The sequence below is a fragment of the Providencia burhodogranariea DSM 19968 genome (assembly GCF_000314855.2).
Lineage (GTDB): Bacteria > Pseudomonadota > Gammaproteobacteria > Enterobacterales > Enterobacteriaceae > Providencia > Providencia burhodogranariea.
In genome coordinates, this window is record NZ_KB233222.1 from 2,209,385 (window position 1) to 2,222,264 (window position 12,880).

8 protein-coding genes are annotated in these 12,880 nt (G+C 41.2%); 5 read left to right on the forward strand and 3 right to left on the reverse strand.

Annotated elements, in window-relative coordinates; all coding sequences use genetic code 11:
• From lolA to lrp, 3 genes are all read right to left on the reverse strand, one after another.
• Nucleotides 1-621 carry an outer membrane lipoprotein periplasmic chaperone LolA gene (lolA, locus tag OOA_RS09430; RefSeq protein WP_008911923.1) on the reverse strand — a complete coding sequence of 207 codons (621 nt, stop codon included), beginning with the start codon at nt 619-621 and terminating at the stop codon, nt 1-3.
• 204 nt (nt 622-825) lie between these two features.
• Nucleotides 826-4,533: a DNA translocase FtsK 4TM domain-containing protein gene (locus tag OOA_RS09435; protein ID WP_040691266.1), complete on the reverse strand. Its 3,708-nt coding sequence runs from the start codon at nt 4,531-4,533 to the stop codon at nt 826-828.
• A gap of 578 nt (nt 4,534-5,111) precedes the next feature.
• Nucleotides 5,112-5,606 (reverse strand): leucine-responsive transcriptional regulator Lrp, encoded by a 495-nt coding sequence (lrp, locus tag OOA_RS09440; RefSeq protein ID WP_004918089.1) that lies wholly within the window; start codon nt 5,604-5,606, stop codon nt 5,112-5,114.
• Between the two features lie 544 nt (nt 5,607-6,150).
• Between lrp and trxB the strand changes: the two genes are divergently transcribed.
• The 5 genes from trxB (at nt 6,151) to infA (ending at nt 12,806) form a co-directional block, all read left to right on the forward strand.
• Complete coding sequence (gene trxB, locus OOA_RS09445) at nt 6,151-7,113, forward strand: thioredoxin-disulfide reductase (protein ID WP_008911925.1); 963 nt, start codon at nt 6,151-6,153, stop codon at nt 7,111-7,113.
• Nucleotides 7,114-8,225: 1,112 nt separating this feature from the next.
• A complete protein-coding gene (gene cydD, locus OOA_RS09450; protein WP_008911926.1) occupies nt 8,226-9,992 on the forward strand; it encodes a heme ABC transporter permease/ATP-binding protein CydD in 1,767 nt (588 codons plus the stop codon).
• Nucleotides 9,993-9,994: 2 nt separating this feature from the next.
• Entirely contained in the window at nt 9,995-11,737 is a 1,743-nt protein-coding gene (cydC, locus tag OOA_RS09455; RefSeq protein WP_040691268.1) for a heme ABC transporter ATP-binding protein/permease CydC, read from the forward strand.
• A gap of 8 nt (nt 11,738-11,745) precedes the next feature.
• Complete coding sequence (gene aat / locus OOA_RS09460; protein WP_008911928.1) at nt 11,746-12,450, forward strand: leucyl/phenylalanyl-tRNA--protein transferase; 705 nt, start codon at nt 11,746-11,748, stop codon at nt 12,448-12,450.
• 137 nt (nt 12,451-12,587) lie between these two features.
• Entirely contained in the window at nt 12,588-12,806 is a 219-nt protein-coding gene (gene infA / locus OOA_RS09465; RefSeq protein WP_004244560.1) for a translation initiation factor IF-1, read from the forward strand.
• The last annotated feature ends 74 nt before the right edge of the window (nt 12,807-12,880 follow it).

Below are 12,880 nucleotides of genomic sequence, written 5' to 3' on the forward strand. Positions count from 1 at the left end.
TTATTTGCCACCAGAACGCTGATCATCAAGTGTCACACCTTTAGGTACAGTAAATGAGAATTTACTCTTATCGACATTGCCATTTTTTTGCTCTTTCAACTGATAAGCGCTGGTTTGCCCGTCTTGCTCAATAGCTGAAAATTTCTCAATTGTTCCTTCAGGCGAAACCGTGATCGAAAAAAGCTTCAATGTGCCGTTGGTTAATTTAGGTTTTAGGTCAAAGGTATTACCCTGCTGAATGATGGAATACTGTTTCCAATCTAACGGGTTATTGCGAGTAATCAGTAAAAATGGCGTGTCTTGTGTCGCATCTGCTAAATTAGTCACCGTGACTTGCTCAACAAAAGGGTTGTAGAACCATAAATTTTTGCCATCAGAAACCAAAACACTTTCATCCGGAGATGTCATGTTCCAGTTAAATAAATTGGGGCGTTGAAGCCACAATTCACCAACACCTTCTTGCACCAGATCACCTTCTGGGCTAGTCACTTTTTGAGAGAAACTGGCGTGAAAGCTATTAACTTTATTCAGGCGTTCCTGAAGATCTTGGCTGGCGTCTGCCAGTACTGAGCCGATATGTAAACTGAGGACGAATGCGCCCAATAACATCATTTTTTTCATCGAACAAAGACCTTTTATCAATACTATAAGAGACGCTACGCCTTTATATCTATCTAACTTGTTGCTTATTGCTACGCATGAAGACGAATTCCAAAACCTGAGCCATATATCTACCTATATGGTTCGCGGTTGCTTCGCTATTCATTCAGATCAATCCACAATATTTTAGATATATACCCACTTATATTACACATACAATTAATATTAATAATCTGCTTGCCGCGGAGAAAGCACTTCGCGATTTCCATTATGCCCCGGCTCACTCACAATTTGCTGTACTTCCATTTGCTCAACAATACGTGCCGCACGGTTATAGCCAATACGGAATTGACGTTGAACACCTGATATGGAAACACGTTGTTTTTCGACAATAAATTCTACCGCTTGATCAAATAATGGATCTAACTCTTCCTCAGCATTATCATAACCGCTACCACCTTCACCTTCATCACTACATTTTGTAATACTATCAATGTATTGTGGTCGACCACGTGCTTTCCAATCGTTCACAACTGCATGAACCTCTTGGTCACGTACGAAGGCACCATGAACACGCACAGGGATCGAGGAATTTGGTGGTAAATATAGCATATCGCCCATGCCTAATAGTGATTCAGCACCACCTTGGTCAAGAATAGTACGGGAGTCGATTTTACTGGAGACAGTAAATGCAATTCGTGTTGGAATGTTGGCTTTGATTAATCCTGTAATAATATCAACCGATGGTCGCTGAGTCGCTAACACGAGATGAATACCTGCTGCACGCGCTTTTTGGGCAAGGCGTGCGATCAACTCTTCGACTTTCTTGCCTGCAGTCATCATCAAGTCAGCGAATTCATCTACCATCACTACGATGTAGGGTTCTTTTTTCAGTGTTGGATGCTCTGTTTCCATGCTATCACCAGGTTTCCAATGAGGATCTGGAATTGGGCGTCCCATTTCACCAGCAGCTTTAATTTTGTCGTTGTAGCCAGCGAGATTACGTACACCAAGCGCGGACATTAATTTGTAACGGCGTTCCATTTCATTGACACACCAACGTAATGCATTCGCGGCATCTTTCATGTCGGTAACAACTTCAGTCAATAGGTGTGGAATGCCTTCGTAGATAGAAAGCTCCAACATTTTCGGGTCTATCATGATAAAACGGACATCTTCAGGCTTCGATTTATACAATATACTAAGGATCATTGCATTGACCCCAACCGATTTACCTGACCCTGTTGTACCGGCAACCAGCAAGTGTGGCATTTTCGCTAAATCAGCAACTACAGGCTCACCTTCAATATCTTTTCCTAGCACCATGGTGAGTGGTGATGGATTATGCCTAAATTGTTCGCAATCCAGCACTTCTCTTAAATAGACGGTTTGGCGTTTTTCATTTGGTAGTTCAAGCCCAACATAAGGTTTCCCCGGAATAACTTCCACCACCCTGACCGCAGTTGTAGAAAGCGAACGCGCAAGATCTCGTGAAAGCGTGGAGATACGAGCCGCTTTCACACCCGGTGCTAAATCTAGCTCAAAGCGAGTGATAACGGGGCCAGGAGAGAAACCAACGACCTCAGCTTTAACACGGTAGTCATTTAATCGTGCTTCAATCAACCTAGCTGTTTGTTCCAATTTAAACATATCAACAGGCTCTTCTTGTGATGGTGGACTCGCAAGCAAGTCTAAAGAAGGCATTGGTGTTGTTGGTTTTGGTAATGGTTGATCATTACGCACCAAAAATGGATGGAACAGACTATCTTGCTGTTGCTGTTGCTGTTGCTGTTGCTGCTGCTGCTGCTGTTGCTGCTGCTGCTGCTGCTGCGAAAAAGTATGTACCGGAGCCACAGGAGAATCCAGCTCTGAAGTTACATTTCTAACCATTTCACCATGTTGAGGCAAATTTGATGGATTACTTGCCGTTGTTGCAGTGAATGATGGCATAAATACCGGATCAACGGGGTCATCATTCACTAAATCATCAACAGGCGAGAAACTGTCTAATACAGAGAATTGTTCACTCAGATTAAATTGTGGTTCTACTCGATAACCTTCATCTTCATTGCGACCGGTCAAATTATTTTCAACTGGTCTAAATTGATGAGTATGCAGCTCCATTGGCTCAGCTTGTGTTGCCATTGAAGGCCAACGATGCTCAATTTCAGGTTGAGTATAATGTGAAGCGGTTAGTTCTATCTCTTCAGATTCTTGTTTTTTGGATATGTCATGAGAAACTGCCGGCTCAACCTCATAGGTTGATGCATCTTCTTCACCGTAACGTTCTCTTTGCTGCTGCAAGAACTGCTCGCGGAGGATATCGGTACTTTCATCATCAGCTTCCTGATGGTCATCGGAAGAAGACCACTGTTGATAAACTTGCTCACGTTGCAGTGCTTCGTCTTTACGACGCTGAATTTCGGCATCACGCTGAGAAGGAATATGAATTCCGTACAACTCCCGACGAGTTGGTAAACGAACTGGGTTTGGGCGTGGTAATTCAGGTTCAGCATTTTGTTTGATCTGAGCATGGCGTTCAAGTGCTGCCGCCGAGATCCCTGTAGCCGCTAAAGCAGCAGGATTAGCAATTCTATCGGTAACAGATTGCTCACTTACTGATGATATTACATCACTGACAGTCGATATTGGTGTCGAAGACGATGAAAAATTTTGGTATTCATTTTTAACATCAGTTTCTTGGATACCTTGACTCTCGGCAGGAACAAATGGCTCCTTACTTGATAATTGCCATGTATTACTAGACTCAACAGATTGAGATTGTACATTATTTATAGACTGAGGATTAACAGACTGATGTAACGGCTTATCAGGCGTAAAATCTGAAGGTTTATTATAAGAAGTTTGATGCGTTTCTATTTGTTGTTGAGGAGTTTGTTGCTCAGCAACTTGATTTGAGCCGTATTCACCAGCAGTCGTTTTAAACTCGAAATCTTTATCATATAAAACCGGTTGATAATCTTCAGGAACTTCAAAGTGGTAAGCTTCTTGTGGTTCTGATTTGGATTCTGATTGCGATTCTAACTGAGGTTCTGATGCAGAAAATGAAGGCAAAATTTCTGCTTCTGTTTCTAATGATGGGACTGCTGAGTTCACAGCAGCTATCTCAATAGGTTGAATGTGTGCTGGAGTCACATCAACATCTGTCGTTGCTAGCTCACTTATCGTTGGTGCTGAAAATAAAACATCATCACTGTCTGCCTGAGTATCATCGATAGCTTGCCTTTCAGCTTCTTGCGCTCTTTGTAATGCACCTTCGGTTTCTTCTACATCATATTCATCATAATCGTCACCCCGTGCACGATTTGTTACCAAGGTTAACGGAATTAGTATCGCTGCGCCTATTTTCTCAGCAATCGTTAACCAAGACCAACCTGTAAATAACGTGAAACTTATTGCCCATAGGAATAGCAATGCTAGGGTGGCTCCTAACGGGTTAAACCATGGCATAATAGCATTACTGAATACACTACCAATGACACCACCAGAGGAGAAATTAGGTAAATCATCAAAATTAAGTGCGGCTAACCCACAAGATGAGAGGATTAATGCTACCCCACCTATCAGACGTAATGCGAGTGAGAAGAAATCAATATAGCGGCGCTGGCTTTCATAATAATAAATAGCCCAACACCCAAGCAGTAATAACGGAGGGACAGCAAATGCAAGGATCCCTAACGCCGAAAATAGAATATCTGCACTCCATGAGCCAACACTACCGCCAAGGTTTTTCACTGGTGCATTCCACGTTGTTTGCGACCAACTTGGATCTGAAGGGCTGAAACTCATCAATGCAACCATTAAGAAGATGGCGCTCAAACAAATGGCGAGCAAAATGACTTCGAGTAGTCGTCTTCCGCTACTGAGTTTTTTAAATCGAATGTATTTGTCTTCTGTGTATTCTTGGCTCATTACTGTTTCTTTGCTTACTGATGATGTCACTCGTGTCGAGACGAACTCATTTGAATTCGCAATGATTATACGCGCATTGTTGAAGGCCATTCTAACATCAATCACCTTCTTGTGCGTGACTTGTTGCTGCTATGGCAAACTAAACCGCTATATACTCAAAATAATTCGATTTGCATGTAGGCGACAAGGAAAGATAGACGGGGAGCATAGATAAACTATGTAACTCGACTAGCTGAGCGCAATCAACAACCATGCAACTTGAAGTATGACGAGTATTGATACATTGGGATGCAGTATTTCATCTTAATGATTAGGATTCAATTTCTATTTGAAGTTAAAAATCTTAAATATTTATAGCTTTAATATCAACAAATTGAAACTAAAAATTACGTTTATTTACTGTTATTTCAGTAAACATCATAAAACAACCGATAGATATTAAAATGGAGAGGTTAAAAATTATTAATTTGAAGTGATTTTACTGCCTCAAACGGAACAACGCTGAGTAAACTCAGCGTTGAAACTGCAGTGCGACAACAATGACAAATGTTGTGCAGGAATGAGACTCTCTAAGCCTGTTAGCGAGTTTTAATAACCAGACGGTTACTCTGCTTAACTTCTTCCATAACTACATAGGTACGAGTATCGTTCACACCTGGTAGACGCAGAAGGGTCTCTCCAAGCAGCTTACGATAAGCGGACATATCAGGCACACGCGTTTTCAACAGATAATCGAAATCACCAGAAACAAGGTGACATTCTTGAATCTCTTCAAGTTTTTGAACTGCAGTGTTGAATTGTTCAAAAACATCTGGCGCGCCACGGTTTAAGGTAATTTCAACAAAAACCAGTAGTGATGCATCTAGATAGTGCGGGTTCAGTAATGCTGTATAGCCAGAAATAAACCCTTGTCTCTCCAAACGACGAACACGCTCTAAGCATGGAGTTGGTGATAAACCAACACGTTTAGACAGTTCCACGTTAGAAATACGTCCATCTTTCTGGAGTTCGTTGAGTATATTTCTATCGATACGGTCGAGGTCTTTTCCTGGACGCTTTTTATTGTCAATCATCTCTTTATCTCTCTTTCTCTAATTGTTATTTTTCACACCTATAAAACAGCACCATCCTCGCTCATACTTTATTTATTTAGGTATTCGTGTTCAGGAGCAAATTTTATGCGCAATGCCGAAATCTACGTGAACAGAATTCTTGCCCACAATGATTACCTATTTATTAAGTTATAAGTGTCGTAAAGTTAGCTTTCCAGCAAGAACAAAAGTTCGTCATTAACATTAGCTAGCTAGATAATTAACTCTTACATAGATGTTTTCGCAAATGCACAGCCGATTGTCAAAGAAAATGAATAAAAATCAGTACAAGATTTCGCTTTTTTGTCTAGTCAAACGTTTCGCTAGCAAGGATTCAGGATAATTCCTAAAAATCTGGCGTGCTCTTGCGAACCTATTTGCGATACTTAATTTTTACTTTTATCACTATTATCTATCGCAAAAATAGCCAGACTGCAATTTACTTAGCATTTAAATCACTTTTTTTAACCTTACAATTCTCCTACAATCGTACTATTGCTATTTTTAGATTAAAAATGAGGTATTCATGAGCACAGCCACACATCGCAAGTTAATCATTTTAGGTTCTGGTCCCGCTGGTTACACAGCCGCAGTTTATGCCGCGCGAGCAAACCTGAGCCCAGCGCTGATTACTGGCGTGGAAAAAGGTGGTCAGTTAACAACAACCACTGAAGTTGAAAACTGGCCTGGTGATCCTGAAGGCTTAACAGGCCCTGGTTTGATGGATCGCATGTATGAACACGCAACAAAATTTCAAACTGAAATCATTTCAGATCACATCAACAAGGTTGACCTTAAACAGCGTCCATTTCGCCTATTTGGTGATGAAAATGAATATACTTGTGATGCACTGATTATTGCGACTGGCGCATCAGCACGTTATATCGGTTTGCCATCAGAAGAAGCATTTAAAGGGCGTGGCGTTTCAGCCTGTGCAACCTGCGATGGTTTCTTCTATCGTAATCAAAAAGTCGCCGTTGTCGGTGGTGGTAATACCGCGGTTGAAGAAGCACTTTATCTGTCAAATATTGCATCAGAAGTGCATTTAATTCACCGTCGTGATAGTTTCCGCGCAGAAAAAATTCTGATTGACCGCCTGATGGATAAAGCGCAAAACGGCAATATTACCCTGCATACTGACCGCACACTTGATGAAGTGTTAGGTGATGATATGGGTGTGACTGGCGTTCGTCTACGTAACACTAAAACTGACGAAACTGAAGATCTCGATGTTATGGGCGCGTTTATTGCTATTGGACACAGCCCAAATACAGGGATATTTGATGGCCAGCTTGATTTGGAAAATGGTTATATCAAAGTTCAGTCAGGCACCCACGGTAATGCGACTCAAACCTCTATCACGGGCGTTTTCGCTGCGGGTGATGTAATGGACCATATTTATCGCCAAGCTATCACTTCAGCAGGTACAGGCTGTATGGCCGCACTTGATGCAGAACGTTATCTCGACGGGCTAGCAGACAAAAAATAGCCATCGCTAAATACAGCAAGGCATCTTGTGGTGCCTTACTACCCTACAAATTACCATCAATCTCGGTAACCATTCGAATAAATGCGTTATCTGCATTTGACTTGCTAAAATACAACCTTGTTTTGGTGTAAGCTTATATTGAGCTTTAACCTTGTAGCCTATAAATATTAAAAATATTTCCCAGAAAGGAAATCAGTACAAGTTAGTAACTACAAGGATAATATATTTGTGGTTATTCCTATTTTTTGGTCAAAATATTTTTTGTTATTCAATCTGTTATCATTTTACTGCCAACGATTTGTTAAAATTAAATAAATTTAGATATTCATCTCTGAGCATAGATGAGTAAAGGAAACTTGTGACGCTTCAAGTTAACTTGGTATAAAGTTTATTTACAGGGAGTGCAAAAAAACAATTTTATCGATAAATATATAGCGTGACATGTCACGTTTTGTGGTAGAAAATTGCATCCCATACGACAAACCTCAATTAAAACCCTTTAGTTTCAAAGGTTTAAGTTTAACCATTGTAATTTATGCACTACATCATTATTCAATTATTATGTCATTATTTGAATTCTAATTGTGCGATCAGGAAGTAACCCCTATGTCACCTCACTTACTCATTAAGCTCAAAGCTCATTAAGTTTAAGTACATCTAACTTTTTGGATTAATCGTTTTTAGGGCAATAAATCTGATCACTGAACTTACTTTTAGTGATTTTATTACCTGATGTTCAGTTTAAATTAACTCGCACTTTCACTTACTACGATTTTAATAAACGCTAGTTCACATTATTATATTTTACCTTTATAAAACATATTACTAACAATAAACTGTGCTATTTTAATAACACGCTTTTATTATATAACATATCTCAAAGAAGCTGTTATGATAGAAAAAACTCCGTTAGTCTTTAATCTTTTACGCATTTTAGCTAGCGGCATACTCTCAATACATACCTTAAATTATTCAAGTTGCTGTAGGCTACCGGCGAAGAAATTTAGAGCCACGACTAACATTGTGATTCAAGTCTTAGGCTTCGCCTGCAATAAGTCACTAACGACAACTTGAGTATGATGGGTATTAAAACACCTGCACACTAAATCATTATGGATAAAACAAGACAGATTGAATTGGTACGTTGGTTAAAGCAGCATAGCACTTCCGCAAAGCGTTGGTTGCGTATTTCTATGCTATTAGGCATTGTTAGTGGCCTGCTTATTATCGCACAAGCATGGTTTTTAGCGGTAATACTGCAAGCTCTCATTATGGATCATATTCCACGAGAACAACTGGTTACCTCATTTATATTACTTTTGGTTGTGTTTGTGCTACGCGCACTCGTGACGTTAGTTCGAGAACGTGTCGGATTTCGTTGTGGACAAATGGTACGCCAAGAGATCCGTACACAAGTACTCGATAAGCTCCAAGAATTAGGCCCTGTGTGGGTCAAAGGCAGGCCTGCTGGTAGTTGGGCTACCATTGTATTGGAACAAATTGAAGATATGCAGGAGTACTATTCTCGCTATCTTCCGCAAATGTACCTTGCTGGTATTATCCCAATTATGATTTTAATTGCTATCTTCCCATTTAACTGGGCTGCAGCATTAATTCTACTTGTGACAGCGCCATTAATTCCCATTTTTATGGCGTTAGTGGGCCTAGGTGCTGCAGATGCTAACCGCCGTAATTTTGTTGCACTTGGTCGACTTAGTGGCAGCTTTCTTGATAGGCTGCGTGGCTTAGAGACTTTACGTTTATTTTTTCGCGAAAAAGCTGAAGTAGAGCAAATTCAGGAATCTACTGAGAATTTTCGTTCCAGAACAATGGAAGTCCTGAGAATGGCTTTCCTTTCTTCTGGCGTTTTAGAGTTCTTTGCATCAATTTCAATTGCTATTGTCGCGGTTTATTTTGGCTTCTCCTATCTTGGTCAATTCCATTTTGGTAGCTATGGCCTTCCTGTTACTCTTTTTGCTGGCTTCCTTGCTCTGATTTTATCGCCTGAATTTTTCCAACCACTACGGGATCTAGGTACTTACTATCATGCAAAAGCACAAGCGGTTGGCGCCGCTGAAACACTCGTCACACTTTTGGAGAGCGACGGTGAGCAAAAAACTACCGTAGGCAATAAAATTCTAAAAGACGAGCCCATTCAAATTCAGGCTACTGAGCTAGAAGTTTTATCTCATGATGGGCAATGCCTTGTAGGTCCTTTGAATTTTACTATTGCCGCCAACCAGAGAATTGCACTTGTCGGTCAAAGCGGTGCAGGAAAAAGCTCTCTGCTCAATTTACTATTAGGTTTTCTACCCTATCGAGGGTCGATTAAAATTAATGGTGAAGAGCTCAATGAGCTATGCCCAGAGCAATGGCGTGCACTAATTGGCTGGGTTGGCCAAAACCCTCATTTACCAGAGCAAACTTTGGTTGAAAATATCTGCTTAGGTAAACCTAATGCATCACAAGCCGAAATACAGCAAGCTATTGATGACGCTTACGTTTCAGAGTTTTTACCTATGCTTCCAGAAGGATTAAACACACGTCTTGGAGACTATGCAGCTAGGCTCTCGGTTGGCCAAGCACAACGTGTCGCCGTTGCTCGTACACTTCTAAAACCATCTCATCTTCTGCTATTAGATGAGCCAGCAGCTAGCCTTGATGCTCATAGTGAGCAGCGCGTTATGCACACCTTAAATCAACTAGCACAAAAGCAAACCACTCTCATGGTAACTCACTTGCTAGAAGAAACGATTAATTATGACCAAATCTGGGTGATGGCTGACGGGAAAATCATTCAGCGTGGTGATTACGCAAAACTAAGCCAATCTGAAGGGCCATTTGCCCGTTTACTGGCCCACCGCAGTGAGGAGCTTTGATGATGAGAGTTTTATTACCTTTTCTGGCTCTGTATCGCCGTCATTGGTTCTTAATCCTGCTTGGAATGATTTTAGCTATCGTAACGTTGCTAGCAAGTATTGGATTACTGACCTTATCTGGATGGTTCCTTGCAGGTACAGCGATTGCTGGTTTTCCTGGGCTTTACTACTTTAACTATATGCTGCCCGCTGCTGGTGTACGAGGGGCCGCTATCTTCCGTACTGCTGGCCGCTATGCAGAACGATTAGTCAGCCACGATGCAACATTTAGAGTCCTTTCACACTTACGCGTGTTTGCCTTTAGCAAAATACTCCCGCTCTCACCGGGAGGTATTAGTCGCTTTCGTCAAGGCGAGATACTCAACCGATTAGTCGCTGATGTTGAAACTTTAGATCACCTCTATTTACGCGTTATATCACCGATTTTTGCAGCTTTTGTCGTAATCTTCGTGCTAACTTTCGGTTTAGGCTTTCTTGATACTCGTTTAGCTTGGACGCTTGGCGGTATCATGCTATTTCTACTGTTTACTTTGCCATTTGTATTTTATCGTGCAGGTAAACCTATCGGCCAAGAATTGACTCATTTACGAGCTCATTATCGCACTATTTTAACCTCTGCTTTACAAGGTCAAGCCGAACTAACATTATTCGGCGCCCTACCTCGATTCCGTCAAACGCTAATAACTATTGAAAGCCAATGGCAAGTGCGTCAGCAGCAGCAAGCTAACCTGACAGGACTATCTCAGGCAATTATTTTGTTTGCCTCAGGCTTTACTGCAACTCTACTATTATGGATGGCGGCAGATCATGTTGGTGGAAATAGCGAACCTGGCGCATTAATTGCCTTATTTGTTTTCTGCGCGTTAGCCGCTTTTGAAACGCTCGGCCCTGTTGCTGTCGCCTTCCAACATATGGGGCAAGTAATTGCTTCTGCTGAACGTGTATCTCAGCTGATTGATGCAAAACCTGAAGTCACTTTCCCTAACAAAGGTTCCGTATTATCACAACTGGAAAGCCTCGTCGTCGACAATGTTTCATTTACTTATCCTGAGCAGCCTTTTGCTGTCTTAAAACACGTATCGCTTTCACTACGCCAAGGGCAGCACATTGCATTATTGGGAAAAACCGGTTGTGGTAAATCAACACTATTACAATTGCTAACCCGCGCATGGGATGTTAACAGTGGTGTTATCAAGATTAATGATCAACCTATTGCTGATTATAGCGAAGAGGATTTACGTGCAGCGATGTCGGTTGTTCCTCAGCGTGTGCACGTTTTTAGTGATACACTACGTAATAATCTTTTACTCGCTGACGAAAAAGCTACCGATAAGCAGCTCAACGACGTGTTAGAACAGGTTGGGCTTGGCAACCTACTGGAAAATGAGCAAAAGCTCAATGCTTGGATGGGAGAAGGTGGTCGTCAATTATCCGGTGGTGAACAACGCCGTTTAGGTATTGCTAGAGCTTTATTACATAATGCGCCATTGGTTTTAATGGATGAACCAACAGAAGGGCTTGATGCTCAAACAGAGCAACAAATCCTCGCATTGCTAAAAGAAAAATGTGCTGATAAAACACTGATTGTGATCACACACCGGATGCAGGGGTTAGATCAAATGGATACTATTTGTGTTATGGATAATGGTGAAATTGTTGAAAAAGGTTCACATCAAAATCTTATTGATTTGAAAGGCCGTTATTTCCAATTTCGTCAACGGCATATGCAGCAACATGCTATCTGAGATACTCAATGTACCAACTTGATGATAACTCTTATTTATTCCCGCCCGTCAATGAGGCAATGCGGGAACCAAACGGGCTACTTGCTATAGGTGGAGACCTCTCACCTGAAAGGTTAAAAGCGGCCTATTATGACGGTATATTTCCTTGGTTTAATCCAAATGAGCTACCGCTGTGGTGGTCGCCCGACCCAAGAGCTGTTTTAATGGTCGGCGAATTACATATCAGCCGTTCAATGAAAAAGTTATTGAGAAAGAAAAAATATCGTATCACTATCAATCATGCTTTCAAGGAAGTCATTGAAGCTTGCTCGGTACGAGAAGAAGGAACATGGATTTTACCTGAAGTACGTGCTGGATATCAGGCTTTGCATCAACATGGAATCGCACACTCTGTCGAGGCTTGGTATGGTGAAAAGCTAGTTGGCGGCTTGTATGGCGTGAACATCGGGCACCTGTTTTGTGGGGAATCAATGTTCAGTAGAATGAATGATGCATCCAAATTTGCTTTTATTACATTCTATTTTCATTTTTTGCGCTATAATGGGCAGCTTTTTGATTGTCAGGTACTTAATCACCACACAGCCTCATTAGGCGCAAAAGAAATATCCCGTAGGGATTTTTTAAATATTCTTTATCGGTGGCGTAACAATGCGATTAACCCAGTCTGCTGGTTACCGCAATCGATTGAAATATCACCACTATTCGAACAATGAATTTTGGTTTTAAGTAATTTTATGCCTATACTACTCAAGAAAAATCGCTTTAAAATGCGACATTTCTTTACTTAACGAGGGTTTTTGGGCATTATCTTGCACGTTAAAAATCATGGTTATTAGACTTAGAGGATTAGATGGCCAAAGAAGACAATATTGAAATGCAGGGAACAGTACTGGATACCCTGCCAAACACAATGTTCCGTGTTGAACTAGAAAATGGTCACGTTGTGACTGCTCATATTTCTGGAAAAATGCGTAAAAACTATATCCGCATCCTGACAGGCGACAAGGTAACTGTAGAGTTAACTCCGTATGACCTGAGCAAAGGCCGTATCATTTTCCGTAGCCGCTGATTATATCCCTTCAGGCAAGGCCTGATACTGCCACAGGTGCTGTGCAAGCTGCACAACACACCTGTGGTCTATTT

Excerpts from the sequence above, each read along its gene's own strand:
- lolA (WP_008911923.1), bottom strand. The coding sequence starts at position 621 with ATGAAAAAAATGATGTTATTGGGCGCATTCGTCCTCAGTTTACATATC.
- OOA_RS09435 (WP_040691266.1), bottom strand. The coding sequence starts at position 4,533 with ATGAGCCAAGAATACACAGAAGACAAATACATTCGATTTAAAAAACTC.
- infA (WP_004244560.1), top strand. The coding sequence starts at position 12,588 with ATGGCCAAAGAAGACAATATTGAAATGCAGGGAACAGTACTGGATACC.
- cydC (WP_040691268.1), top strand. The coding sequence starts at position 9,995 with ATGAGAGTTTTATTACCTTTTCTGGCTCTGTATCGCCGTCATTGGTTC.
- lrp (WP_004918089.1), bottom strand. The coding sequence starts at position 5,606 with ATGATTGACAATAAAAAGCGTCCAGGAAAAGACCTCGACCGTATCGAT.
- trxB (WP_008911925.1), top strand. The coding sequence starts at position 6,151 with ATGAGCACAGCCACACATCGCAAGTTAATCATTTTAGGTTCTGGTCCC.
- aat (WP_008911928.1), top strand. The coding sequence starts at position 11,746 with ATGTACCAACTTGATGATAACTCTTATTTATTCCCGCCCGTCAATGAG.
- cydD (WP_008911926.1), top strand. The coding sequence starts at position 8,226 with ATGGATAAAACAAGACAGATTGAATTGGTACGTTGGTTAAAGCAGCAT.